Origin of the sequence: Sulfuricystis thermophila (assembly GCF_004323595.1) — a bacterium.
Taxonomy (GTDB): domain Bacteria; phylum Pseudomonadota; class Gammaproteobacteria; order Burkholderiales; family Rhodocyclaceae; genus Sulfuricystis; species Sulfuricystis thermophila.
In genome coordinates this window covers 878,149-903,121 of record NZ_AP019373.1, presented here as the reverse complement: position 1 = coordinate 903,121, position 24,973 = coordinate 878,149, and the positions used below count along the sequence as shown (strand labels likewise).

The window sequence follows — 24,973 nt, the reverse complement described above, 5'->3', positions numbered from 1 at the left end:
GGCAGATTTCTTTTCGTCTGACGGTTCAAACGGCAAGCCAACCCACACCATCGTTTTGCGTCGCCACGCCGATCCAATCGCTCGTGCAGTTCAGGGCTTCTGCCAGCGCGGCGCGCGCCAGTTCCGGCCGGTTGTTTTCCTCGGACAGATGCGCGGCGACGACATGCCTGAGCCGGGCACTGCCGATGGCGCGCAACAGCTCCGCTGCCTGGCCGTTGTCGAGATGGCCGTAGGCGCCGGCGATGCGCTGCTTCAACGGCGGCGGATAGCGACCGTTGGCGAGCATCGCGGCGTCGTGATTGCATTCGAGCACCAGCGCCGCACATTCCTTTAGCATCGCGACGATGTGCGGCGTGATGCTGCCGGCATCGGTGAGCACGCCCAGGCGACTGGCGCCGTCGGAAAAGACGAACTGGGTCGGCTCGCGCGCATCATGCGGCACCGGGTAGGGATGAATCTCCAGATCGCCGATCGCAAAAGCAGTGTGGCTGTCGAAACGATGCACCGGCACGCCTTCAAGCTGCCGGGATGCTGCAGCGGTGCCGAAACTCGCATGCACCCGCCAGCCGTAGCGCGCGGCGCAGCGCGCCGCGCCGCCGACATGATCGGCATGCTCGTGCGTGATCAAGACTGCAGCGATGCTCTCCGGCACGATAGCGAGGCGCGCCAGCCGGCGCGCGAGCTCGCGCGGCCCGAAGCCGCAGTCGAGCAGCACGCGCGTGGCGCCCGATTCGACCAGCAGCGCGTTGCCCTTGCTGCCGCTGCCCAGTGAAGCGAAGCGAATCACTTCAACTGTTCGTGTAGCAGGGTGAGGATCTTTCTCGCCGTCTCCGAATTGTCGACGCCACCCTCGCGGGTCAGCACGCGCACGCTGCTTTCCGGGCCGTTGCCCTGCACGTGGATGCGGTACTGCTGCTTCGGGTCGACTTCGGGCTTGCCCTTGAACAGGTTCAACGGGTTGAGCTTGGAGAGCCAACCCTCGTTTTCGCCCTTCTTCTTCGGATCGGCCTCCGGGTCGATGTAGCGCACGTAATACAGCCCCTGGCTGCGGTCGCGGTCTTCGACGGTGAAGCCGACGCGGTCGAGCGCCAGACCGACACGCCGCCAGGCGCGATCGAAGGACTCCTCGATCAACAACGTGCCGGCGCCGTCCGCTGCACGCGTGAGCTTGGCGCGTTCCGGCGCCTTCTCGGCGGCCATCAAGGTCTTGGCGCGCGTCTCCTCGACACCGAGGCGCACCATCAGCCGGCGCAGCATCTCGGCTTCGAGCTCGGGATCGGGCGGGCGCGGCTGCCAGCGGGTCTGATCCTTGCCTTCGGTGACATACACCTCATACATGCCGCGATGGCTGATGTAGATCTCCACGGTGCCGGGCTCGGCGCCCTTTTCGATCCGGGTGCGGAACTTGTCGCGCTCCGGCGTCGAATACAGGCTGTCGAACACCTTGCCGATCGTCGAACGGATGATGTCCTGGGGAATCTTGGCACGGTTTTCGGCCCAGTCGGTTTCCATCACGCCGGCTTCGGGCAGCTCGACATCGATGATGAAACCCAGCTCCTGCCAGAATTCCTTCAGCTTGGGCCACAGCTCCTCAGGCGTGCCGGCGACCACCAGCCAACGCTGCGTGCCGGCGCGCTCGATGCGCATTTTCTCGGTGCTCGGCAACACCGGGCTCGCCGCCGCGGTGGTCGTGCCACTCTTGCGCTCGCCGGCATATTCGGAGTAGGTCGCGCTGCCCCGCGGCGTGATGTCAGGCACCGCATAACGATCGTCGCGCGAGGGCTGGGTCAGATCCGGCGGCACTTCGAGCGAGGGCAGCTTGCCCGCCGACTTGTATTCGATTTTCTTCGATTCCGGCAGGATGTTACCGGTGCACGCGGAGAGCAGCACAGCGCCAAACAGCGCGCCGGCGAGACGGAACAGGGGAAGTTTCATGCTCATGATCACAGGTCGATGCCGGCTTCGAGCATGGCTGCTCGCACCCGGCCGTGATATTCGGGCGGCAACGTGGTGAGCGGCAGCCGCAGCGCGTCCTTGATCAGCCCCATGCGCGCGCAGGCCCATTTGACGGGGATCGGATTCGCTTCGCAGAACAGTTGCTTGTGCAGGCCCATCAGCCGCAGGTTGATCTCGCGCGCCGACTTGACGTCGCCGGCAAGCCCCGCGGCGACCATTTCGTGCATCAGCCGGGGCGCGACATTGCCGGTGACGGTGATGATGCCGTGACCGCCCATCAGCACCAGGGCGAGGCCGGTCGCATCGTCGCCGCTGTAGATCGCGAAGCCCGCCGGGGCGCGCTTGATCAGGTCGATGCCGCGCTCCAGGTTGCCGGTGGCATCCTTGATGCCGACGATGCCGGGCACCTGCGCCAGCCGCAGCGTGGTCTCATTGGCGAGATCCGCGACGGTGCGGCCCGGCACGTTGTAGAGGATCAGCGGCAGATCGACTTCCTCGGCGATGGCCTTGAAGTGCTGGTAGAGCCCTTCCTGAGTCGGCTTGTTGTAATAGGGCACGACCGACAGATGCGCGCTGGCGCCGGCGGCCTTGGCGCACTGCGCGAGCTCGATCGCCTCGGTGGTCGAATTCGCGCCGGTGCCGGCGATCACCGGAATGCGTCCGGCGACGTGTGCGACGGTTTCGCGGATGAGCAGGCAGTGCTCTGCCATGTCGACGGTCGGCGACTCGCCGGTGGTGCCGACGACGACGACGGCGTCGGAGCCCTCCTGGATGTGCCAGTCGAGCAGGCGGCGCAATGCGGGGAGATCGAGCGAGCCGTCCTCCTGCATCGGAGTGACGATCGCGGGAATGGAACCTCGAATCATGATGTGTGCGAACCGTGGGTTAGATTTCGGCCAATGCCTTGATGTGGGCGGTCACGCTGCGCGCCAGCGCCGAGAGCGCATAGCCGCCTTCGAGCATCGAGACGATGCGGCCTTGCGCGCTCTGACGGGCGACTTCGAGCAACCGCTCGGTCACCCAGGCGTAATCGGATTCCACCAGGCCCAATGAGGCCATGTCGTCCTCGTAATGGGCATCGAAGCCGGCGGAGATGAAAATCAGTTCGGGGGCGAAGTCGTTGAGCCGCGGCAGCCATTTTTCCGTCACCATCTCGCGGAAAGCCTCGCCGCGCATGCCGGCGCTCACCGGGACGTTGCACATGTTGGGCGCCGGATTTTCGGTGCCGCAGTAGGGATAGAACGGATGCTGGAACATGCTGACCATCAAGGTGCGCATGTCGCCAGCGAGGATGTCTTCGGTGCCGTTGCCGTGATGCACGTCGAAATCGACGACGGCGACGCGCTGCAAGCCCCAGGCCGCCAACGCATGGCGCGCCGCGACGGCGATGTTGTTGAAGAAACAAAAGCCCATCGGCTTGGCGCGTTCGGCGTGATGGCCGGGCGGCCGCACCGCGCAGAACGCCGCCCGCACCTCGCCCTGCATCACCAGATCGGTCGCCAGCACGCCGGCGCCCGCAGCGCGCAGCGCCGCCCGCAAGGTGCCGGGGCTCATCGCCGTGTCCGGGTCGAGATGGTGGATGCCTTGCTCGGGCGCGCTGGCATGGATGAAATCGATGTATTCGGCCGGATGGACACGTAACAGCTGCTCCCGCGTGACGAGCGGGGCGTCGTAGTAGTTGAGATACATGTCGAGCCCCGCGGCGATCAGCCGATCCTGGATGGCGCCGAGCCGGTCGGGGCATTCGGGGTGATGCGCGCCCATGTCGTGCAACAGGCACTCGCGATGGGTGATGAAGGCGATCGGCATGGCGGAAGGGGACGTGGGGGCTTCGCTTACAATCTCGGCAACGCCATTATGGCGCTTTTTCGGATTGTAACGCATGCCCTCCCAGCCCACTCCCCTTGCCGCCGTACTGGACGCCGCCAGCCGCATCGTCCTCGGCAAGGAGCGGCAGATCCGGCTGGCGCTCGCCTGCCTCTTGGCACGCGGCCACCTGTTGATCGAGGACTTGCCCGGCGTCGGCAAGACGACGCTGGCGCACACGCTCGCCCGGCTGCTCGGCCTCGATTTCCAGCGCATCCAGTTCACCAGCGACATGCTGCCGGCGGACATCCTCGGCATTTCGGTCTTCGACCGCGAAACCGGCGTCTTTCGCTTCCACCCCGGGCCGATCTTCACCCAGGTGGTGCTCGCCGACGAGATCAACCGCGCTACGCCGAAAACCCAGAGCGCGCTGCTCGAAGCGATGGAAGAACGCCAGGTCACGGTCGAAGGCGCGACGCGTCCGCTGCCGCAGCCCTTCTTCGTCATCGCCACGCAGAACCCGGCCTACCAGCTCGGCACCTTTCCACTGCCCGAATCGCAGCTCGACCGTTTCCTGATGAAGATCGCGCTGGGCTACCCCGACCGTGCCGCCGAGCGCGCGCTGCTCGAAGGCCGTGACCGGCGCGTCCTGCTCGCCGAAACCGCGCCGCTGCTCTCCGCCGAAACGCTGCTCAACGAGCAGCAACACGCCGCCGCGGTGCATGCCTCCCCGGCATTGCTCGACTACGTGCAGGCGTTGGTCGCGCATAGCCGCAACACGTCGCCCACCGGGCTATCGCCTCGCGCGGCGCTCGGCCTCGTCGCCGCGGCGCGCGCCTGGGCGCATCTCGCGGGGCGTGATCATGTACTGCCCGAGGACGTGCAGGCCGTGCTGCCAGCCGTCGTCGCCCATCGTCTGCAGACATCGAGTGAGCCGCGCACGGCCGATGAGGCCGGCCGCACGCTGATCGAAGCCGTCCCGCTTCCCTGATGCTGTCAGCAACGCGCAGTACCCTCGAGCAGAAGTTCGTCGCCTGGGCGCTGCGCGTGCGCCCGCCGGAAGCCGTGCCGGTCGTACTCACGCAGCGGCGCGTCTATGTGCTGCCGACGCGTGCCGGGCTGCTGTTCGCTGCATCGCTGCTGGTACTCTTGATCGGCGCGATCAACTACAACCTCTCGCTCGGCCATGCACTGGTGTTCCTGCTCGCCGGCCTGGGCGTCGTCACGATCCTGCACACGTTCCGCAACCTGGCCGGCATCACGCTCGGCGTCGCTGAGGCGGCCCCCGTGTTCGCCGGCGACGACGCACACTTTCCCCTGCTGCTCCACAACCCGGATGTCCGCGCGCGTCGCCGCGTGCGGCTGTTTTTGCCGGGACAGGCAGCCGTCATCATCGATCTGCCGCCACAGGAGAGCACCCGCGCGCTGCTGCCTCTGCCGGCGAAGCAGCGCGGCTGGCTGACGCTGCCGCGGGTGACGATCGACACGGTCTGGCCCTTGGGCCTGGTGCGCTGCTGGGCCTATGCTGCGCCTTTTGCGCGCTGCCTGGTCTATCCGCGACCCGCTCGTGCCGTGCCGCCAGCGCCGAATTTTGGTGGCCTGCAGGCCGGCCGCCTGCCATCGGATGCCGGCGACGAGGATTTCGCCGGTCTCAAACGTCACCAGCCGGGCGACTCGCTCCATCACGTCGCCTGGAAGACCGCGGCGCGGCTGGGGCCGGAAGCGGTATTGCAAACCAAGCAGTTCTCGGGTTCGACGGCACAAGCGCTGTGGTTCGACTGGACACTGTTGCCGCCGACACTCGATGTCGAGACGCGTTTGTCGATCCTCGCCCGCTGGGTGCTCGACGCCGAAGCAGCCGGCCTGTCATATGGCTTGCGGCTGCCCGGTCGGGAAATCTCGCAGACGCATGGCCCGGCCCATCTGCATGCTTGTCTGAAGGCCCTCGCGCTCTATGATCATGAAGCGTGAGCGAACCGCGCCGCCGCTGACGTCGGCGCAGAGCGGCTGGCTCCTGGCGACAGGCATCGCGGCCACGCTGCCGCTCGCCAGCCAAGTGCCGTCGTGGCTGATCATTCTTGCCGCCGGTGTCTTTCTCTGGCGCGTGTGGCTCGCCTGGCGCGGCCTGCCGTTGCCGCCGCGCTGGCTGCTGATCCTCGTCACGCTGGGCAGCGTCGCTGCGGTGCTGATCCACACTCGCACGCTGTTCGGCCAGCAGGCGGGCGTTGCGCTGCTGGTCGTGTTCATGGCCCTCAAGCAATTGGAAGCGCGCGCGTCACGCGATGGCGTCACGATCGTGCTGCTCGGCTACTTCCTGACGCTGGCGCAATTCTTCGCGAACCAGTCGATCCCGATCGCCGCGACGATGCTCATCACCGTGCTGGTGACCACCGCCGCGCTGGCGAGCCTCGCCGATGCCGAAGGCAGTCCCGCCGTGCTTTTGCGGATGGCGGGCACGCTGTTGCTGCAAGCCACTCCTTTCATGCTGATCCTGTTTCTGCTCTTCCCGCGCGTGCAGGGGCCGTTGTGGGGCCTGCCACGCGACGCCTACGCCGGACTGAGCGGATTGTCGGACAGCATGGCGCCCGGCACGATCCAGAGCCTGGCGCAATCGGACGCGATCGCCTTCCGCGTCAAATTCGATGGTGCGGCGCCGCCGAAACGTGACATGTACTGGCGCGGGCCGGTGCTCGTGAAACTCGATGGCCGCATCTTCCGGGCCGGCGAGGTGCGACGTCTCGATGAACCGCCCTACACGGCTCGACAGACAAGCCCTGCCTACCGCTACACCGTGACGCTCGAAGCGCACAACCGGCCCTGGCTGTTCGCGCTCGAGCTGCCAGAGACGCTGCCCGCCGACGCTTTCCGCACCGACGACTTTCAGCTGCATGCGAAACGGCCGGTGCGCGAACGGCGGCAGTACCGCCTCGTCTCGCATCCGCTGGTCGATTTCGTCGCGGAAGACCCGCCCGTGCTGGATGCCGCGCTGGCGCTGCCCGCTGGGCTCAATCCGCGCACCGTGGCCATCGGCGCGGACTGGGCGGCAGCGGGCTTGACGCCCGCCGAGCGCATCGCGCGTGGTCTGGACTTCCTGCGTGGCCAGCAACTCGTCTACACGCTGCGCCCGCCGCTCACCGACGAGCATGTCGCCGACACTTTCCTGTTCGAGACGAAACGCGGCTTCTGCGAGCATTTCGCCGCCGCCTTCGTCGTGCTGATGCGCGCGGCCGGCGTGCCCGCGCGCGTCGTCACCGGCTATCAGGGCGGAGAAAAGAATCCCGTCGATGGCACCTGGGTGATCCGCCAGTCCGACGCACATGCGTGGGCCGAGGTCTGGCTCGACGACCGCGGCTGGGTGCGCATCGATCCCACCGCGACCGCCGCGCCGGCGCGCATCGAAGAGGATCTCGCCGCCGCGCTACCGGCCGGCGAGCCACTCCCCCTCCTGGCCCGGCCCGGCTTCGACTGGCTGCGCACGCTGCGCTACCAGTGGTGGGCGATCAACAACGCCTGGAACCAATGGGTGCTCGGCTTCGACCCGGAGCGCCAGCGCGATCTGCTCGCCCGGCTGGGCATGACCGCACCCGACTGGCGATCGATGACCGCCTGGCTCGTCGGCCTGACCGGCTGTGCGCTGTTTGGCCTGGCGGCCGCAATGTTCTGGCGCCGTCCGCATCTCGATCCGGCGCAGCGCGCATGGCTCGCGGTCTGCCGGCGTCTGGCCAAACAGGGCTTGGCGCGCCGGCCGTGGGAAGGCGCGCTGGATTACGCGGAACGCGTCGCGCGGGAATTGCCCGCTGCGGCGGACGATATTCGCGCCATCGCGCAGGCTTACTGCGCGCTACGCTACGGAACGGCTTCGCACGAAACGCTCGCCGCGCTCAAACGGCGTGTCACCGCTTTCCGCCCATGAAACCGCTTGTCCCACTCGTCATTGCTTTGCTCGCCCTGACCGTCCTCCCCGCCAGCGCCGGAACCTTTGCCGAGCGCGAGGAGGTGCAGGCGTTCATCGCCGAGATGCAGGAAAAGCACGGCCTCGATGGTGTGCGGCTCACCCGGCTGTTTGCCCGGGCGCGTCCGATCCCCGCCGTGCTCAAGGCCATCGCGCCGCCGGCCGATCCGCGCATCCGCTCATGGCAAGCCTATCGTGCGCGCTTCATCGAACCCAAACGCATCGCCGCCGGCTTGCGCTTCATGCGCCAACACCGCGCGGCGCTCGCCCGGGCCGAGGCGAAAACCGGTGTGCCGGCAGAGATCATCGCCGCCATCATCGGCATCGAAACGATCTACGGCCGACAGCTCGGCCGCTTCGATACCTTCGCGGCGCTGGCGACGCTGGCCTTCGACTATCCGCCGCGCGCCGAGCTGTTCCGCCGCGAGCTCGAAGCCCTGCTGCTGCTCGCCCGCGAGGCGCAGCGCCCGCCCGACAGCTACCGCGGCTCCTACGCCGGCGCGATCGGCCTGCCGCAGTTTCTGCCCTCGAGCATTCGCCACTATGCGGTGGATTTCGATCGCGACGGCCGCATCGATCTCGTCGGCAGCGCCGAGGATGCGATCGGCAGCGTGGCGAATTTCCTCAAGGATCACGGCTGGCAAGAAGGCGGGCCGCTCGCGATCCCGGTCAAAGTCGGCGCCGGCGAGACGGCAGTCGACGCCCTGATCGGGGAGGGCATCCTGCCCCAGCGGCGGCCGCAGGAGATGAAGGCCTTCGGCGTGGACATCCCTGCCGATGCGCCCGACGCCCCTGCCGCGCTGATCGATCTCGTCACACCGGGAGAGCCAACCGAATACTGGCTGGGCTATCAGAACTTCTATGTGCTCACGCGCTACAACCGTTCGAGCTTCTACGCGATGGCGGTGGTTCGGTTCGCCCAGCAATTGCGCGAACAGCCGTAAAAGGTTGGCGACGTAAAATGCCTCGATGAACGGGAAAAAAATCGGCCGTTTCGAGATTCGCGGCGAACTCGGGCGCGGCGCGCAAAGCGTCGTCTATCTCGCCTGGGATCCGCAGTTGCAGCGCGAGGTGGCGATCAAGACGCTGCATTTCACGCGCGCCGACCCGGCCTGGAACGCAATGCTGCTCGACGAGGCGCGTACCGCGAGCAAGTTCCGCCATCCCCACGTCGTGCCGATCTTCGACGCCGGGGAACAAGACGGTGACCCTTATCTCGTCTTCGAGCGCGTGCAAGGACGCAATCTCGCCGACATCCTCAAAAATGATGGGCCGCTGGCGCCGATCAAGGCGGCGAAGCTGATGCGCGAGGTCGCCGACGCGCTCGCCGAGGCGCATGCGCAGGGCATCATCCATCGTGATCTCAAGCCCTCGAACATCCTCATCGACGCGCGCGACGGCAGCCCGCGCGTGATGGATTTCGGCATCGCCACGCGCGTGACCGACGAGCGCCGCGACGCCGGGGCCAAGGCCGAGGGGCTCTTGGGCACGCCGGCCTACATGGCGCCCGAATATGTCACGCAGCAGCGCGTCAGTCCACAGATCGACGTCTTCGCCGCCGGTCTCGTGCTCATCGAGATGCTGACCGGCCAACGCGTCTTCCAGGGCGATTCGGTCGAATCCATCCTCTATCGCATTTCGACCGAGCCCGTGACGCTGCCCGCCGCGCCGCCGATCGATCCGCGCCTCGGACGCATCGTGCTCACCGCCTGCGCGCTCGATCCTGGCAAGCGTTACGCGAGCGCCGCGGAACTGCGCGACGCGCTCGATGGCTTTCTCGGCGAGGGCGACGCCGAGCGGGCCGAAGGCCAGGCGGCCATCGCCCAGAACGACACGCTCGAATTCCTCTTGCGACGCATGCGCCACAAGACAGATTTCCCCGCTCTGTCCGACACGGTGTCGGCGATCAACAAACTCACCGCCGCCGAGAGCGAAAGCGTGAATTCGTTGTCGAACGCCATCCTCAAGGATTTCGCGCTGACCAACAAGATCCTGCGGCTCGTCAATTCGGCTTTCTACCGCCAGGCGGGCGGCGGCAACATCAGCACGGTCTCTCGCGCCGTGATCGTGCTCGGCTTCGACACCATCCGCAACATCGCCATCACCGTGTTGCTCTTCGAACATCTGCAGGACAAGGCGAACGCGCGGGAACTGAAAGAAGCCTTCCTGCGCGCCAACCTCGCCGGCCTCCTGGCGCGCGAGAGCTGCCAAGGGCCGTTTCTGCGCCGCCAAGGCGAGGAGGCCTTCATCTGCGCGCTGTTCCACGGCCTCGGCCGCCTGCTGGCGAAATACTATTTTCCCGAGGAAGTCGAAGAGATCGACAAGCTGATCGAATTCAAGAAACTCTCGGAGAACGCCGCCTCGGCCCAGGTGCTCGGGCTGTCTTTCGAGGAGCTCGGCATCGGCATCGCAAAGAGCTGGGGGTTTCCGCATGCCATCATCAACAGCATGCGGCGCCTATCCCCCGACGAAGTGCGCAAGCCGAACACACCCGAGGAAGCGCTACGCATCGTTTCCGGCTACGCCAACGAGATGTGCGACCTGCTCGCCGCGACGCCCTTGGAGCAGCGCGGCAGGGTGATGGCGAAGATGGCGCAGCGTTTCTCGGCCGGCCTGCAGATGAGCGAACGCCAGATGCAGGAGAGCGCGAAGAAGGCCGTCGAGGACCTGGCGCAGGTGGCGGCGATCCTGCACGTCAATTTGAAGCAAAGCCCCTTCGCGCGTCAGGCGGCGGCGGTCGTCGGCGGTAGCACCCAGGAGATCGAGACGGTGCTCACCACACAGACCTTGCCCGTCGATAAGTTTGCCGAAACCCTGCTCGAAGATGCGATGTTGCCGGATGCGCATCCGGTCGAGGAGGAGACAGGATTGCCGGAGGACGCACAGGCTGTGCTGTCGGCTGGTATTCAGGACATCAGCAACTCACTCATCGACGATTTCACCCTGAACGACATCCTGCGCATCATCCTCGAGACGATGTACCGTGCGATGGGCTTCAAGCGCGTGCTGCTCGCACTGCGCGACCCGAAAACCAACACGATGGCCGGCCGCTTCGGCCTCGGACCCGACATCGGCGATTTGGTCAAGCAGTTCCGCTTCCCGCTCTCGACACAGGTGAATGACGTCTTCCTGCTCGCCACCGGGCGTGGCCTCGACATCATCATCACCGACATCGACGACCCGAAGATCGCCGACAAGGTGCCCAAGTGGTATCGCGAGCGCATTCCCGCCAAGACCTTCGTGCTGTTTCCGCTCACCCTGAAGGGGCGGCCGGTGGCGCTGATCTATTGCGACAAGGACAAGGCGGGCTCGATCGTCATTCCCGAGAAGCAACTGACGCTCTTGAAAACCCTGCGCAATCAGGCGCTCTTGGCGATCAAGCAGACTGCATAGACGAGCGCGCCAGCGGCCGCTGGTCGAGGCGACTGTGGGAGTCCGCCACATTGGGCACGCGGGTTGGTGCTGGAGGAGGAATTGCTGGGGGGCGTTGGCCCAAGCTACAGCAGTGACCGCACCCCGACCCCATCGCGCGCCATGCGCTGGCGCAGGCGGGATAACGCCTCCATCTGCAGCTGACGCACGCGCTCGCGCGTGACGCCGAGCTCGCTGGCCAACTCCTCCAGCGTCGCGACATCGCGGTCGTTCAGACCGTAGCGCTTTTCGACGATGTAACGATGACGCTCGGGCAGCTCGGCGACCCAGCCTTCGATGTGGCGGGCGATCTCATCTTCTTCGACGGTCGCCGCGGGGTCGACGGCGTTTTCGTCGGCGAGCGCATCGGCGATCGACAGATCGGGGTCGATGTCGAGCGGCGCATCGAGCGAAGCGGTGCGCTCGTTGAGCAGCAGCAGGCGGCGAATCTCATCGACCGGCTTGTGTAGCAGGCCGGCCACTTTCTCCAGCACCGGGGTCGGCGCGGCATCGACCGTTTCCGGGTCGGCGCCGACCTTGCGCAGCGCCATCAGCACGGCATTGAGCTCCTTGACCACATGCACCGGCAGGCGCACGGTGCGCGACTGGTTCATGATCGCACGCTCGATGTTCTGGCGGATCCACCAGGTCGCGTAGGTCGAGAAGCGGAAGCCGCGCTCGGGATCGAATTTCTCCAGCGCATGGATCAGGCCGAGATTGCCTTCCTCGATCAGGTCGTCGAGTGGAATGCCGCGATGCTGGTAATGCTTGGCGATGCTCACCACCAGCCGCAGATTGGCCTCGATCATCTTCTGGCGGGCGGCGAAATCGCCGGCACGCACCGCACGCGCGAGCTTGAGCTCTTCTTCCGGCTTGAGCAGCGGTGTCGCGCCGATCTCGTTCAGATACAGCTGTGTGACGTCGTCGAGGAAACCGTCCTCGCCGCCCAGCTCAGTGCTCGCCTCACGGTCATTCGACGGCAGCGCCTCCGCTGCGTCGAAAGGGGCGCTGGCGCCGATGGCGTTCTCTTCGTCGGCGGCCGTCATCGGGCGGGCAACAGCTTCAGCGGATCGAGCGGCTTGCCCTTGTGCCGCAGCTCGAAATGCAGTTTGGGTTGATCGGCGTCGGAATCGCCGAGCTCGGCGATTTTGTCGCCCCGTTTGACCATCTGGCCCTCCTTGACGAGGATGCGACTGTTGTGGGCATAGACGCTGCTGTAGCCATCGGCGTGCAGCAACACGACGAGATTGCCATGCTTCGGATAGACGCCGACGAAGATCACCTTGCCGGCGGCGGCGGCGCGCACCGGATCGCCGATCTTGCCGGCGATGTCGATGCCGCGGTTGATCGCCTGCGCGCCACCGTTGCCATCGCTGAACGTGGCGATGAGCTTGCCGCTGGCGGGCCAGAGCCAGTCGATACCAGAGTCCGTCGCAGCGCCAGGCGATGTCGCCGGCGCAGCTGGCGCAGCAGGATTTGCGGGGGCGGGCACGGGCGCAGCGGCCGCTGCGGGCGGCGGTGCGGATTCGCCCTTGAGCAGAGCGAGATTCTCTGCCGAGTAAGGCAGCTTGCCGCCTTTCGGCGCGCGCTTGACGGCATCATGGCTGCCGGGCACCACCGTCGGCGCTGGCGGGACGGCACTACCGGCGGGAGCGCCGTCGAGCGGACGGGCAACGACGGCGCCGCTGCCGATGACCGGGCGCACTTCGGCGCCTTCCGGGGATGGCGCCGCCCCTGCAGCAGGCGCCGGTGGCGCGCCGGGCGGGGTCAGACGCAGGGTCTGGCCGACGCTGATGCGGCTCGTGTTGTCGAGACCGTTCCAAGCGGCGAGGTCGCGCGGACTCAGACCATGCTCGCGGGCGATGCTGTAGAGGGTATCGCCCTTCCTGACGACATGCACCTTGCCCACGGGTTCGGCAGGCCGAGCCACACGCGGCGTCTCGATGCGCGCGGCCGATTGCACCTCGGTCACGGGCGCCGGCACGGTGCTGGCGCAGCCGGCGAGGAGGAGCAGCGCGAGGGTGAAGATTTTGCGTCTCATCAGGCGACTCCAGGCAGCAGCGGTACGAAGCGCACCGCCTCGAAGAGGCTTTCCTTCCAGCCCTGCGCGGTGCGCTCGACGACCATCAGCGTCTGCGCGCCGCTGCCGACCGGCATCACCAGGCGTCCGCCGACCGCCAACTGGTCCTTCAATGCCTGCGGCACGGCCGCAGCCGCCGCGGCGACGATGATCGATTCGAACGGCGCCGCTTCGGGCAGCCCCATCATGCCATCGCCATGCTTGAGGCGCACGCGCGCAAGGCGCAGGGCCTTGAGGTTCTCGCGCGCCCGCGCCAGTAGCGAGGCGAGCCGTTCGATGCCATAGACTTCGCGCGTCAGCTGGGCGAGCACGGCCGCTTGATAGCCGCAGCCGGCGCCCACCTCCAGGGTCTTGCCGAGCCCGGCGCGACCTTCGAGCAACAGCTCGATCATGCGCGCGACGATGTAGGGCTGCGAGATGGTCTGGCCGAGGATCAGCGGCAGCGCGGTGTCCTCATAAGCGCGGTGCGCCATCGCCGGCTCGACGAAGATGTGGCGCGGCACGACGCCGAGCGCCATCAGCACCTGTTCGTTCTTGATGCCCTGTTCGCGCAGGCGTTCGATCATGCGCGCGCGCGTGCGCTCCGAGGTCATGCCGACGCCACGCAAGCCGACATGCGCGTTCATCGTCCGAGCCACTCCCGCACGCGGCCGAGCTGGGCGTTGTGCGTCAAGTCGATCTGCAACGGCGTGATCGACACCCTGCCCTGCGCGACCGCATGGAAATCCGTGCCCTCGCCGGCATCGGCCGCCGCACCGGCGGGCCCGATCCAATACACCGTGTCGCCGCGCGGGGAGACCTGCTTGACCACCGGCTCGGCCTTGTGGCGCCGCCCCAGCCGGGTCACTTCCCAGCCGGCGAGCGCTTCGATCGGCACGTCCGGGACATTGACGTTCAAGAGCACCGGCGCACCAAAGGGCCGAGCGCAAAATTGCTCGACCAAGGTTCGGGCGACGCGTGCCGCCGTCTCGAAATGGCGCCCCGCGAAGCTCGCCAGCGAGATGGCCAGCGCGGGGATGCCGAGCAGATAGCCTTCCATCGCCGCCGCGACGGTGCCGGAATAGATCGTGTCATCGCCCATGTTGGCGCCGAGGTTGATGCCGGAAATCACCATGTCCGGCTCTTGTGGCAGCATGCCGGTCACCGCCAGATGCACGCAGTCGCTGGGCGTGCCATTCACATAGTGGAAACCGTTCTCCGCCGTCTTGAGCAGCAGGGGGCGATCGAGGGTCAGCGAATTCGAAGCGCCGCTCCTGTTCCGCTCGGGCGCCACCACGGTGACCTTGCCCAGATCCTGCAAGGCCGCGGCGAGCGCGACGAGCCCCGGGGCCGAATAGCCGTCGTCGTTGGAGAGCAGGATATTCATGACGCGATTTTACCGGAGCCCTGCCATCGTCCTGCGCATGAAACAGAGGTCCTCCCAGGCCTTGGCCTTGTCCGGCAGGTTGCGCAGCAGATAGGCGGGATGGTAGGTGACGATCAAGGGTATGCCGGCAAAGTCATGGACGATCCCGCGCGCCTTGGCGATCGTCACCTCCTGCTGCAGCAAAGTCTGTGCGGCGGGCTTGCCGAGCGCGACGATCAACTTCGGGCGGATCAGCTCGATCTGCCGCGCGAGAAACGGCCAGCAGGCCGCCGTCTCAGCGGCTTCCGGCGTGCGGTTGTTGGGCGGCCGGCATTTCACCGCATTGGCGATATAGACGTTCTCACCGCGCTTGAGACCGACCGCGGCGAGCATCGCATCGAGAAGCTTTCCCGCCTGACCGACGAAGGGTTCGCCGCGCTCGTCTTCCTCGGCGCCCGGCCCTTCGCCGACGAACAGCCAGTCGGCATGGATGTCGCCGACGCCGAGCACCGCCTGCTTGCGCGTCTTGTACAGCTCACAGGCCGTGCAGGTCGCGACGGCTTGCCGCAATTCCTCCCAGCTCATCGCGGCGATCGCGGCGGTGCGCTCATCGACCGATGGCGACAAGGCAGGCGCTGCCTCGCCGCCCCTTTTCTTCGCCGGCTGGCGCAGTTTCCAGATCGGGCCGAGGCCCATTTCCTTGATCAACTGTTCGCGGTTCATGGTTTCCTGGCCATCACGATGGCATCTTCCCTTCCTTCACGTGCCGGATAGTAAGCCCGCCGCCGGCCGATTTCGACGAAGCCTGCCTGCCGGTAGAAAGCGACTGCCGGCAGATTCGAGGGACGCACCTCGAGCAGCAGGCGCGTCATGCCGGCCGTGCGCGCCCGCGCGGCGAGGAATTCGAGCAGTGCGCGGCCACGTCCGGCGCGCTGCCGATCCGGCGCGATGCCGATCACCAGCAGATGCGCCTCATCGACCGCATACATCAGCACCGCGAAGCCGATCAGGCGGTCGCCTTCGCGCATTACCCAGGCATCATAACCGGCGGCGAGCGCATCGAGAAAATTGCCGCGCGTCCAGGGAAATTCCTGCACCGCCTCCTCGATGGCCAGCACCGCATCGATATCTTCCGGCGTCATCGGCACGAAACTCATTTCTCACCGCCGCGCGCGCGGCGTTCCGCGACGGTGAGCGCCACCTTGTCACGCAGATAGACCGGCTGCGCCTCTCTCGCCGACACGCCTTCGCCACGCGCGAGCAACGGGGCGGCGAGCCGCGCGCAAGCCGCGGCGCTCGGAAATAGCGCCGCATCGACGGCTTCGAGACGTCCACCCATGCGGGCGCGGATCGCCTCGCCGTGCGGTGTCGCAAAGCCATCGCCGACCCCGCGGAAGCCATCGCCTTCCGGCAGGGGTGCCGTTCCGCCAGCGCCGACTTTCGGCGCCATCAGCGCCGTGACCTCCCCCCCGGCAACCCGATAGGCGCCGAGATAGACTTCGTTCATCCGCGCATCGAGGCAGGTGAGCACTAAACCGTCGCCCGCCGCCAGGGCCAGCGCGGCCAGGGTCGATACCGGCACCAGCGGCAGATCGAGGCCACAGGCGAGCCCCTGCGTGACGCCGCAAGCCAGCCGCAAACCGGTAAAGCCGCCGGGGCCGGCGCCGAAGGCGATGCCATCGAGCTGTTTCAACGTCAGCCCGCTTTCAGCGAGCAATTCCAGCGCCCAGGGCAGCAGCACTTCGGAGCCGCCATTGGCGAAATCCGCGCATTTTTCGCTCACGGTGCCGTCGCACCACAAGGCGACGGACAGGCGGCGCGTGGCCGCTTCGAAGGCAATCAGTTTCACGCGGCGGATTCTACCGGGCACCGCTCAGGTAATCGATGCGCCGCTGCCGCGCAGCGGCGCACTCAGCATCTCCTGCGGCCCGGCAGCGGTCGCGGTCGAAGCCCAGCCAGGCGAGGAGCGGCCGCCGCCAGCCCTGCTTCGCCGCGGTGTCGATCGCCAGCGCGATGCCTGCCGGCGGCAGGCGGCCGGCGTGCAACAGCACGGCAGCCGCAACCAGTCGCGACAGCGGCTCGTCGATCGCGGAAAGTGTCGCGAGCGCATCGCGGCTTGCCGGCACACCGCGTTGCGCCGGGGGCAAGCGCTCGGCATCGAGCCTCTCCCAGCGGCCGGCGAGATAGTCAGCATACGCCTTGGCCGCAGCATCGGCATCCTGCTCGAGCGCCTCGAAAGCCGGGCACTCGGAGGAGGCGAGGCTGGCGACGGCCAGTGCGCAGACGGTGAGCTCCACCCGCGCCATCTGGCTTGCATCGCCGGTGCGGGAAACCTCTCTGCGGGCGCGCTCGAGCTCCTGCCGGGCAACACGCTCGTGGCCGGCAAAATAGGCGCTCGTGTAACTGGCGAGCGCCGCATGGGCGTTGGCCTGCCAGTCCGGCACGGCCGGTCCGCCGGCACAACCGGAAAGCAGCAGTAACAACGCCAACCAGTACCTCATGGCAGCTTGAGCTCCCGATCTCTCGCAAACGGCCACTTGCGATTGACCTCCTCGACGAGCTGGGAGATGCGCCGCAGACTCCCCTCGACCTCGGCGCGCAAGACATCGAGATCTTCGCTCGCCACGCGCGCATTCACGGCGATCTTCTGCGCTTCATCGAGCGTCGCATCGACTTTCCTGAGACTTTCGCGCGCCGCCGCCAGCAAGCGGCGCAGCTCGTCGACGGCCGCCAGTGACGTATCGAGCACGCCGCCGGAGCCGGCGATCTTCGCTTCCGCCGTGTCGATCAGGCGGTTGGTGCGCTCGAGCGCGGCGAGGATCCGCTGTGCGCCGTCTTCGCCGATCAGGCCGGGCAAGGCGCCGCCTTTGCCCGTCATCCGGCCGGTGAGGGTTTCGACATTGGCCAGACTTCTATTGAGCGCCGCTTCCTCGCCCGTCATGCGCTTGAGGTTTTCAATCAGCTCGCGCATCGTCGCGACGAGCTGCGGAATGCCGGCCGTGGCATCACCGATCAAGACCTCGCGGCGCGCCCCTTCTTCGAGCGGCGGATCGTCGAGGATGCCGGTGTAGGCGCGCAACTTTGTGCCGCCGACGAGACCGCGTTCGAGCGTGAACACCGAGGATGTGCGCAGCCAGCGGGCATCCTTGACTGGCACCTCGACATGGATGTGCGCCTTGCCGTCTTCTCCCAGCTCGATCTTCGCCACCCGGCCGATCGCAAAGCCGGAAAAGGTCATGTCCATGCCGACGGCAACCCCTTCAGAATTTTCCGCCAGCAGCACGAAATGCCGTTTCTCCTCGAACACCCCACGCGCGTGCATCACGTACAGCACGAAGCCGGCAAGCAGGGCGATGAGCAAGGCCAAGAGTAGATAGGCCTTGGCGGTGGCATGCGCAATCGGCGTAGCCAGCGGATCGCGTTCGACGGGTTCCGTGTCCATGATCACAGATGCAGCACGATGAGACTCGCACCTTCGATCAGCACGAGAGAAAGGAACAGCCGCGCCATCACGCGCATTTCGCTGCCCGCCGCGGCGCGGCGCGGCGTATCGAGCGCCACCGTGGCCGGCGCCGCCCCGACGGCCAGACCGAACAGCACTGTCTTGAGCAGAAATCCGGGCAGGGTCACCGGGTCGAACACCTGACCGACGAGTCGCGAGAAACCGGCAATTCCCCAGGGGGTGAGGCCATAGACGATGAGATAAGCCACGAGCAGCGCGATCAGGCTGCTCGCCAGCGTCAGCAGCAGCGTGGCGAACAGGTTGCCGATGAAACCGGGCAGCACGATGCGCAGGAAGGCCTCACCCACGGCCAACGGCTCGCCATGGGCACGCAGCCCGGCGAGATGATCGAGCACCGCCAAGCCTGAGCGCATCGCGACGAACAAGGCTGCCGCGAGAGGCAGGAGTTCGACGACGAAGACGCGCACCACCCCTTCGAGCGCCAGATGAGAAAGGCCGTAGCTGGCGGCGCTCACCGCGACGATGTGCGTCGTCACCGCGGCGAAGAGCGCCGAGAACAGCGCATAGCCCGGCAGCGCCTCGCCCGCCGCGAAGCACAACGCCTGCGCCACCGCTCGGCGCACAGCGGATCGATAGCTCCCGAACGACAGCGCCGCGGTCAATAACAGCGCGAAGAAACGCACGAAACGCCATTCGCTCTCGATAGCGCGCAGCAACCCAAATCGGACGGGGAATGGAAGCTTGGAAGAATCGGCTCGGCTCATGGCGCCACCATCTTAACGCGCATGTCGCCGCGCATGTCGCCATCCGTGACCCGCGCAGCCGATCGGCCTGCCCCGCTTGCTTTTCCCCGGCACGCTTCGTATGATGAAGCTCGATTTTCTTCATACGAGGCAGCGATGACCCGTCCTTTCCCGCTCACCCTGCTGCGTCTTGCAGCTTTACTGTGCCTGGGCGCCCCGACGGCCTTCGCCCACGATCTGTGGATCGAAAAATCCGGCCAGCAATTCACCCTGTATCAAGGCCATCGCCACAGCGCCCATGCCGGCGCCGAAACGATGGACTATGGCAAGAATTTCGTCACCGCCGCCAGCTGTTTCGATGGCCGTGGCGGGAAACGTCCGCTCGCTGCGACAAGCCCCGCGCCCTGGAAAGCCAGCGGCGAGTGTGCGGCGCTCCTCATTACCGCTTCTTCCGGCTATTGGAGCAAGACGCCGTGGGAGACGAAGAACGTGCCGAAGCCGCAAGCGCCTGGTGCCATCAAGAGCTGGCGCTCTTCCGAGAGCATCAAGCGGCTCGAGCGCTGGGCGCCGCCCTTTGCAAACCCTTTGAGCGAAGGGCTGGAAATCGTGCCGGAAGCCGATCCATTCACGCTCAAACCCGGCGACAAACTCATCGTGCAGGTCGTTCTCTCCGGCAAGCCGCAGGCGAACGTGCCGGTGGCCTATCACGGCGAGACGCGCGGCACGACCGACCCGCAAGGCAAGATCGCGATCCGTCTGCGCCATGGCGGGCTGCAGCTCATCTCGGCAAGCCTCGAGCAGCCGCTTGCCGACGGCAAGGCCGATGTCGAGATCATGGCGGCTACGCTGCAATTCGAGCTGCCGCAATGAAGCGTTTTCTCGGCCTGTTGCTGCTTGGCTTGAGCCCCCTCGTGGCGGCGCACGAAGTGCACATGCGCATCGAACCCTCGCGCGCCGTGGTGATCACGCTTTCCTATGCCAATGGCGAGCCCTTCGCTTACGAAAAATACGCCCTCACCGCCGCAGGACAACCCACGCCGCAGCAGGTCGGCAACACCGACGCCGCCGGCCGCATCGTTTTCCTGCCCGGCCAACACGAGAAATGGCAACTTGCGGCCACCTCGGCCGATGGCCATGGGGTGAGCCAGGAAATCACCGTGCCGATCCACGATGCCGCCGCTTTGGCAACGCCCGCCGCCGATCCGACGCCGCCACGCTGGCTCATCGCCTTGAGCGGCATCGCCTTGATCTTCGGCCTGTTTGGTCTCTGGCAACTTTTCCTGCGGAGGAAACGATGAAACGCCTCATGATCTCCCTGCTGCTTTCGCCGACTGTCGCGCTCGCCCATCACGGCGTCGCCGGTGTCGGCGCGGCCGCCCTCGAAGGGCCGGGCGCGCCGGTCGAGTCGGCGAGTTCCGCCGTCCTGCCCGTCGGCAAAACGCTGCTCTATGCCAAGCTCGATCATGCGAAATTCAAGACCTATGATCCGGACCCTGCCAATCCGGAAAGCGATTATGCCAACTACTGGATGCTGGGGCTGGGCCACGGGTTCACCCCCTGGTTCTCGGCCTATTTCTTCGTCCCCTATCACGTCAAGATCGACGAGCCCGGCGGGCTCGATTCGAAAGGCTGGGCCGATGTCTCGGTCATGGGCCAGATCGGTTTCAAATACGATGGCGGGCTCAAACTCGTGCCGGCGCACGAGAGCCTCGACGACATGGAAGACTGGCATTTCACCGTGTTCTTCGGTAGCACCTTGCCGACCGGCAACGCCAACCATCGGCTCGCCGACGGGACGATCGATCCCGGCAAAGCACACGGTTTCGGCAAACCGGCGCTCAGCCTCGGCGTCACGGCGACCAAGCAGCTGACGCGTGATATCACCTTCAACCTCGAAGCCTCGACGATCCGTTTCCGCGAATACCGTTACGACGACGGCCAGACGATGAAATTCGGCACCGAGAATCGGTTGAACCTCGGCCTCGCGCAACGTCTCCACTCGCATGCCGAGCATCGCCTGCGGCTCGATGGCGTACTGGAGGCGCAATACCTGCAACTGGGCCGCGACATCGAAAACGGCGCGCCGGCCGAGGCCACCGGCGGCAGAATGCTCTATCTCATGCCGGGGCTGAGGCTCTACAAGGACAACATGAGCTTCGCCTTCGGCATCAAGAAAGCGGTGTGGACCCGTCTCAACGAATCGGCCGACCAGCAGGGCGCCGAAGGCAAGGAAAAATACCGGCTGGTCTTTTCCGCCTCCTACCTCTTCTGACCTCTGATCCCTGATCCCTGATCCCTGACCTCTGACCCCCTGACCTCTGATCCCTGACCTCTGATCCCTGACCTCTGCCATGCACATCCCCGACGGCTTCCTCTCGCCGCAGACCTATCTGCCCGCCACGCTGCTGGCCGTCGGGACGTGGGTCTGGGCGGCCCGGGGGCTCAAATCGCGACTGGATGAAACCCTGCTGCCACGTCTGGCGATGGTCACGGCGCTCGCCTATGCCCTGGGGCTGGTGATGCTGCCGCTGCCCGGCGGCACCTCGGCGCATCTGATCGGTGTCGCAATGCTCGCACTGCTGTTTGGCTGGCGGCTCGCCTTTCTCGCCTATTCCGGCGTGCTGCTCCTACAGGCGCTGCTCTTCGGCGCCGGGGGCTTGACCGCGCTGCCGGTCAATGCCCTGGCGATGGGGTTCATCGGCAGCGGGACGGCACTGATCATCTTCCGCCTGGTAAAACGCAGCAACGAATCCGTCGCGGTGCTGTTATCCGCCTGGGCTTCCGTCATCCTGCCGGGCATCGTCATCGCCCTCGTGCTGGGGCTGCAGCCCTTGATCGCCCACAAACCCGACGGTTCGCCGCTGTTCTTTCCCTTCGGCTGGTCGATCACCTTGCCGGCGATCCTGATCCCCCATGCCCTGATAGGCCTCGCCGAAGCGGCGCTCACCCTGTTCGTCTGGCGCTATGCGAAAGCACGCAAATGGACATCCTAACGCGCATGCCAGCAATCGGCACCCGCGGAGGATGAAATACCATGCGCAAAAATAAACGCCCGCCCTCCCCCAACCCCTCCCTCGCGGGAGGGGAGACTATCAGCGCGGCTTGCGCCGCGAAGGTAGGCTGCCGTCAAGGAAACGAAAGGCGGCGCACTTTTTGCCTTGTATTTCACTTTACACCGCGCCAAAAACTCCTCCTCTACCTTGCCGTTCTGCCAGCGCCGACGCTCATCCATCAGCCGGCGCTTCTCGCCGCCGGGTTCGCCCTCGCTTTGCTGCTTGCCGGCAAAACGCGCTGGCGCATCTTGAGCCGCAGCCTCATTGCGATCCTCGCTTTCAATCTGTCGGTGAGCCTCGGCGTCGTCTTGGTCGGTCTGTGGCAAGGCCGCATCGATGTCGATTGGCTGCTGCTTGCCAACCTGCGCGTGCTGCTGATGGTCTATCTCGGTTTCTGGTTCGTCGCGCAAGGCGATCTCATCGCCGCGCTCGACGGTCTGCCGACCGCACGGCGGCTGGTCACACTGACGCTCGGCCAGATCCGCACCTTCGAGCGCGTGCTCGGTGATTTTCGCCTGGCTTTCGCTAGCCGGAACATCGCGCGCCCCCGTCTCCTCGACCGTCGCCATCACGCCGGCGCACAGGTCATCGCCCTGCTCGACAAGGCACAGGCGCAGGCCCTTGACGTGGCGCTGGCGATGCGCTCGCGCGGAACGTTCGATTGATGCTGGAACTCAACGACATACGCTTCGGCTGGGAAGCCGACCCGCCGGTGATCGAAACTCTCTCGCTCAAGGTGCGCGCCGGCGACAAGCTCGTGCTGTTGGGTGCCAACGGCTGCGGCAAATCCACCCTGCTCAAGCTGATGAACGGGCTCATCGAACCGCAGTCGGGCTCCCTCCTTTACGAGGGCATGCCGCTCACAAAGTCGGCGCTGGCGGAACGGCACTTCGCGCGGCGCTTTCGCACCGAGTGCGCGCTGCTCTTCCAGCATCCGGAGGCGATGCTGTTCAATCCGACGGTGCGCGAGGAAATCGCCTATGGGCCGCGGCAGCTGGGGCTTGCCGACGTCGAGGCGCGCGTCGCGCACTGGGCCGCCGCCCTGGGGCTCACAGCGCTCTTGGACAAACCGCCGTTTCTGCTCTCCGGCGGTGAAAAGCAGAAAGTGGCGCTCGCCGCGATCCTGGTGCTGGAGCCGAAACTGCTGCTGCTCGACGAACCCTCGGCCAGCCTCGATCCGGCCAGCGTCGGCTGGCTCATCGATCTGCTCATCGAATCGAGCATGACGGTGGTCGCAGCGACCCACAATCTGTCACTCGCCGCCGAACTCGGCAGCCGCTGTATCGTCCTGGACCCACGTGGCCGGTTGCTCTTCGACGGCCCGGTCGAGGCGGCGCTGGGCAACCTCGCGCTACTCGAAGAAGCGCATCTCGCGCACCGCCACCGTCACCGGCACGGCGGCGCGCAGCATAGCCATTTGCACGCCCATGATTGGGGCAGCAGTTGATCAATGCACACTGCCGAAGGACCGGTCGAGCGTACCTTGCGGCAGCGGCAGGCCGGCCAGTTTGCAGCCCTGCGCCAGCGGACCACCGGGAAAGAGGGCATACAGATGCCGACGGCCGCCCTCATGAGCGAATGCCTTCTCGAGCGCCTGGGTCACGTCGCGCGCTTTCCATTGCGGCCCTTCGGCGCGGTACATCTCGCGCAGGTGATGGATCACGTCCCAATGCGCCTCGGTCAAGGTCAAACCCTCCTCTTCGGCGAGCTGGTGGGCGACGCGCGGCGACCAGTGCGGCAAGTCGGCGAGAAAACCTTCGGCATCGAAATTGGCGAGCTTCGGATTGGCGATGAACTTGTTGATGTCGTACATGGCAGCCTCCTTGGGTGTGTTTCGGGTGCAACGAGCGGTCGGCTTTACCCGACTCTTTTACTATGCTTTTAAATAAGCACATTACCCTGTGATGTCAAGGAGGAAATTTCAGCGCCCAGGACCGCGCCGATAAAACCGCCCCGCATCGCGGATGTCGCGACGCAGCTGTTGCCGCTCTTCTGGAGACATTTGTCGCCACGCCTCGTGGCGCTCGCGCCGCTCTTCGCGCCACTCCCGCCAGTGCTCGCGCTGTTCCGGGGGCATCCCGTAGCGTGGCTGCCATGGCGCTTCGCTTGGCCGCGGCGGGCCGGGTGGCGCAAACGGCGCCTCCTGCGCCCCTGCGCTCGCCATACTTGCCAGCCACCCCAGCAGGAAGAGAATCTGCACGCGCTTTTTCATGACTGGAATTGTAGGACGCGGCACTGCCCAGGCGAGCCCGGCTTTGTAACAATCCGTTGCCGAGGGCCGGCCATGCAACATCCGGATAAGATTCCAGCGGACATTCGGCGCTATCCTTGCAAATCATGAACACCGAGACCCGCAAACCGAAAATCCTCGTCGTCGATGACGATGTGCGGCTGAGAAGCCAGCTCGAACGCTATCTCGGCGAGCAAGGCTTCACCGTCAAGGCGGTGGGCGACGCGCCGCAGATGGATCGCCAGCTCGAGCGCGAGCTCTATGATCTCATCGTGCTCGACCTGATGCTGCCCGGCGAGGATGGTCTGTCGATTTGCCGCCGGCTGCGCGCGAACCGCGACGCTTACCATGACGTCGCGATCCTGATGCTCACCGCCAAGGGTGACGACATCGATCGCATCGTCGGCCTGGAGCTCGGCGCCGACGATTATCTGGGGAAACCCTTCAATCCGCGCGAGCTGGTCGCGCGCATCCATGCCATCCTGCGCCGACGCAGCAGGTTGATGCCGGCGGGTGCGCCCGCGCCGACGTCGGAGATCGTCCGCTTCGGCAAGGTCGAGGTGAATCTCGCCACCCGTGAGTTGCGGCGCAACGGCAGCACGACGATGCTCACCACCGGCGAATTCAGCCTGCTCGCGGTGCTGCTCAAGCATCCGCGCCAGCCGTTGTCGCGCGACAAGCTGATGGAACTCGCCCGCGGCCGCGAGCATGGCGTGTTCGACCGCGCGATCGATGTGCAGATCTCGCGCTTGAGAAAGCTCGTCGAAGAAGACCCGGCCAAGCCACGCCACATCCAGACGGTCTGGGGCTTCGGCTACGTGTTCGTTCCCGACGGCGGGGATGCGGCCTAAACGCGCATGACAGCACACTCACCCGCAGAGGATGAAATGCCCATGCGCAAAAATAAACACCCGCCCACCCCCAGCCCCTCCCT

At 66.1% G+C, this 24,973-nt stretch carries 28 protein-coding genes; 12 read left to right on the top strand and 16 right to left on the bottom strand.

The window, feature by feature from the left end; genetic code table 11:
- Window positions 1–25 precede the first annotated feature (25 nt).
- The 4 genes from M52SOB_RS04640 to M52SOB_RS04625 are packed head-to-tail and all read right to left on the bottom strand — an operon-like array spanning window position 26 to window position 3,765.
- On the bottom strand, window positions 26–787 hold the full coding sequence (locus M52SOB_RS04640; RefSeq protein WP_348542203.1) for an MBL fold metallo-hydrolase: 762 nt from the start codon (window positions 785–787) through the stop codon (window positions 26–28).
- The gene (gene bamC, locus M52SOB_RS04635; RefSeq protein ID WP_131110788.1) at window positions 784–1,935 is read right to left on the bottom strand and encodes an NlpB/DapX family lipoprotein; all 1,152 of its coding nucleotides are present in this window, start codon (window positions 1,933–1,935) and stop codon (window positions 784–786) included. Before bamC ends, M52SOB_RS04640 begins: the two co-directional genes overlap by 4 nt.
- 8 nt (window positions 1,936–1,943) lie before the next feature.
- Window positions 1,944–2,822 (bottom strand): 4-hydroxy-tetrahydrodipicolinate synthase, encoded by an 879-nt coding sequence (gene dapA, locus M52SOB_RS04630; protein ID WP_131110787.1) that lies wholly within the window; start codon window positions 2,820–2,822, stop codon window positions 1,944–1,946.
- 19 nt (window positions 2,823–2,841) lie between these two features.
- Entirely contained in the window at window positions 2,842–3,765 is a 924-nt protein-coding gene (locus M52SOB_RS04625; RefSeq protein ID WP_284155205.1) for a histone deacetylase family protein, read from the bottom strand.
- Between the two features lie 73 nt (window positions 3,766–3,838).
- Here M52SOB_RS04625 and M52SOB_RS04620 point away from each other — a divergent pair, with 73 nt between their 5' ends.
- From M52SOB_RS04620 to M52SOB_RS04600, 5 genes are read left to right on the top strand one after another with little or no spacing between them, the layout of a single operon-like run.
- Complete coding sequence (locus M52SOB_RS04620) at window positions 3,839–4,753, top strand: AAA family ATPase (protein WP_131110786.1); 915 nt, start codon at window positions 3,839–3,841, stop codon at window positions 4,751–4,753.
- Window positions 4,753–5,733 (top strand): DUF58 domain-containing protein, encoded by a 981-nt coding sequence (locus M52SOB_RS04615; RefSeq protein ID WP_131110785.1) that lies wholly within the window; start codon window positions 4,753–4,755, stop codon window positions 5,731–5,733. Before M52SOB_RS04620 ends, M52SOB_RS04615 begins: the two co-directional genes overlap by 1 nt.
- Window positions 5,723–7,675, top strand: coding sequence for a transglutaminase TgpA family protein (locus tag M52SOB_RS04610; RefSeq protein ID WP_284155204.1), 1,953 nt, complete (start codon window positions 5,723–5,725; stop codon window positions 7,673–7,675). Before M52SOB_RS04615 ends, M52SOB_RS04610 begins: the two co-directional genes overlap by 11 nt.
- Window positions 7,672–8,658 carry a lytic murein transglycosylase B gene (mltB, locus tag M52SOB_RS04605; protein ID WP_131110783.1) on the top strand — a complete coding sequence of 329 codons (987 nt, stop codon included), beginning with the start codon at window positions 7,672–7,674 and terminating at the stop codon, window positions 8,656–8,658. The genes M52SOB_RS04610 and mltB overlap by 4 nt, the downstream gene beginning before the upstream one ends.
- Before the next feature lie 25 nt (window positions 8,659–8,683).
- Window positions 8,684–11,107, top strand: a complete 2,424-nt coding sequence (locus M52SOB_RS04600) for a serine/threonine protein kinase (RefSeq protein WP_131110782.1) — start codon at window positions 8,684–8,686, stop codon at window positions 11,105–11,107.
- A gap of 104 nt (window positions 11,108–11,211) precedes the next feature.
- Here the strand turns inward: M52SOB_RS04600 and rpoS are convergent, their stop codons facing one another.
- The 10 genes from rpoS to M52SOB_RS04550 are packed head-to-tail and all read right to left on the bottom strand — an operon-like array spanning window position 11,212 to window position 18,729.
- Complete coding sequence (rpoS, locus tag M52SOB_RS04595; RefSeq protein WP_131110781.1) at window positions 11,212–12,171, bottom strand: RNA polymerase sigma factor RpoS; 960 nt, start codon at window positions 12,169–12,171, stop codon at window positions 11,212–11,214.
- Window positions 12,168–13,166, bottom strand: a complete 999-nt coding sequence (locus M52SOB_RS04590) for a M23 family metallopeptidase (RefSeq protein ID WP_131110780.1) — start codon at window positions 13,164–13,166, stop codon at window positions 12,168–12,170. The genes rpoS and M52SOB_RS04590 overlap by 4 nt, the downstream gene beginning before the upstream one ends.
- The gene (locus tag M52SOB_RS04585) at window positions 13,166–13,843 is read right to left on the bottom strand and encodes a protein-L-isoaspartate(D-aspartate) O-methyltransferase (protein ID WP_431306334.1); all 678 of its coding nucleotides are present in this window, start codon (window positions 13,841–13,843) and stop codon (window positions 13,166–13,168) included. Before M52SOB_RS04585 ends, M52SOB_RS04590 begins: the two co-directional genes overlap by 1 nt.
- Window positions 13,828–14,571, bottom strand: coding sequence for a 5'/3'-nucleotidase SurE (surE, locus tag M52SOB_RS04580; RefSeq protein WP_131110779.1), 744 nt, complete (start codon window positions 14,569–14,571; stop codon window positions 13,828–13,830). The genes M52SOB_RS04585 and surE overlap by 16 nt, the downstream gene beginning before the upstream one ends.
- A gap of 9 nt (window positions 14,572–14,580) precedes the next feature.
- Window positions 14,581–15,273 (bottom strand): uracil-DNA glycosylase, encoded by a 693-nt coding sequence (locus tag M52SOB_RS04575; protein WP_131110778.1) that lies wholly within the window; start codon window positions 15,271–15,273, stop codon window positions 14,581–14,583.
- Complete coding sequence (gene rimI, locus M52SOB_RS04570; RefSeq protein ID WP_284155203.1) at window positions 15,270–15,707, bottom strand: ribosomal protein S18-alanine N-acetyltransferase; 438 nt, start codon at window positions 15,705–15,707, stop codon at window positions 15,270–15,272. The genes M52SOB_RS04575 and rimI overlap by 4 nt, the downstream gene beginning before the upstream one ends.
- The gene (tsaB, locus tag M52SOB_RS04565; protein ID WP_131110777.1) at window positions 15,704–16,399 is read right to left on the bottom strand and encodes a tRNA (adenosine(37)-N6)-threonylcarbamoyltransferase complex dimerization subunit type 1 TsaB; all 696 of its coding nucleotides are present in this window, start codon (window positions 16,397–16,399) and stop codon (window positions 15,704–15,706) included. The genes rimI and tsaB overlap by 4 nt, the downstream gene beginning before the upstream one ends.
- A 10-nt stretch (window positions 16,400–16,409) precedes the next feature.
- The gene (locus M52SOB_RS04560) at window positions 16,410–17,051 is read right to left on the bottom strand and encodes a hypothetical protein (protein WP_131110776.1); all 642 of its coding nucleotides are present in this window, start codon (window positions 17,049–17,051) and stop codon (window positions 16,410–16,412) included.
- Complete coding sequence (locus M52SOB_RS04555) at window positions 17,048–17,992, bottom strand: MlaD family protein (RefSeq protein WP_131110775.1); 945 nt, start codon at window positions 17,990–17,992, stop codon at window positions 17,048–17,050. The genes M52SOB_RS04560 and M52SOB_RS04555 overlap by 4 nt, the downstream gene beginning before the upstream one ends.
- Before the next feature lie 2 nt (window positions 17,993–17,994).
- Window positions 17,995–18,729, bottom strand: a complete 735-nt coding sequence (locus M52SOB_RS04550; RefSeq protein WP_172601745.1) for an ABC transporter permease — start codon at window positions 18,727–18,729, stop codon at window positions 17,995–17,997.
- 183 nt (window positions 18,730–18,912) lie between these two features.
- On the opposite strand from M52SOB_RS04550, the gene M52SOB_RS04545 reads away from it, so the two are divergent.
- From M52SOB_RS04545 to M52SOB_RS04520, 6 genes are all read left to right on the top strand, one after another.
- Window positions 18,913–19,626, top strand: a complete 714-nt coding sequence (locus tag M52SOB_RS04545) for a DUF4198 domain-containing protein (RefSeq protein ID WP_172601744.1) — start codon at window positions 18,913–18,915, stop codon at window positions 19,624–19,626.
- Entirely contained in the window at window positions 19,623–20,054 is a 432-nt protein-coding gene (locus tag M52SOB_RS04540) for an ABC transporter permease (RefSeq protein WP_131110772.1), read from the top strand. The genes M52SOB_RS04545 and M52SOB_RS04540 overlap by 4 nt, the downstream gene beginning before the upstream one ends.
- A complete protein-coding gene (locus tag M52SOB_RS04535; protein WP_131110771.1) occupies window positions 20,051–21,028 on the top strand; it encodes a transporter in 978 nt (325 codons plus the stop codon). The genes M52SOB_RS04540 and M52SOB_RS04535 overlap by 4 nt, the downstream gene beginning before the upstream one ends.
- A gap of 79 nt (window positions 21,029–21,107) precedes the next feature.
- Window positions 21,108–21,749 (top strand): energy-coupling factor ABC transporter permease, encoded by a 642-nt coding sequence (locus tag M52SOB_RS04530; RefSeq protein ID WP_131110770.1) that lies wholly within the window; start codon window positions 21,108–21,110, stop codon window positions 21,747–21,749.
- Between the two features lie 308 nt (window positions 21,750–22,057).
- Window positions 22,058–22,474 (top strand): ABC transporter permease, encoded by a 417-nt coding sequence (locus M52SOB_RS04525; RefSeq protein WP_284155202.1) that lies wholly within the window; start codon window positions 22,058–22,060, stop codon window positions 22,472–22,474.
- Window positions 22,474–23,256, top strand: a complete 783-nt coding sequence (locus M52SOB_RS04520) for an energy-coupling factor ABC transporter ATP-binding protein (protein ID WP_131110769.1) — start codon at window positions 22,474–22,476, stop codon at window positions 23,254–23,256. The genes M52SOB_RS04525 and M52SOB_RS04520 overlap by 1 nt, the downstream gene beginning before the upstream one ends.
- On the opposite strand, the gene M52SOB_RS04515 is transcribed toward M52SOB_RS04520, so the two are convergent.
- Entirely contained in the window at window positions 23,257–23,622 is a 366-nt protein-coding gene (locus M52SOB_RS04515) for a TusE/DsrC/DsvC family sulfur relay protein (protein WP_131110768.1), read from the bottom strand.
- A gap of 108 nt (window positions 23,623–23,730) precedes the next feature.
- Complete coding sequence (locus tag M52SOB_RS04510) at window positions 23,731–24,021, bottom strand: hypothetical protein (protein WP_131110767.1); 291 nt, start codon at window positions 24,019–24,021, stop codon at window positions 23,731–23,733.
- A 125-nt stretch (window positions 24,022–24,146) separates the two neighbouring features.
- Between M52SOB_RS04510 and ompR the strand changes: the two genes are divergently transcribed.
- The gene (ompR, locus tag M52SOB_RS04505; RefSeq protein WP_131110766.1) at window positions 24,147–24,890 is read left to right on the top strand and encodes an osmolarity response regulator transcription factor OmpR; all 744 of its coding nucleotides are present in this window, start codon (window positions 24,147–24,149) and stop codon (window positions 24,888–24,890) included.
- Window positions 24,891–24,973: the final 83 nt, after the last annotated feature.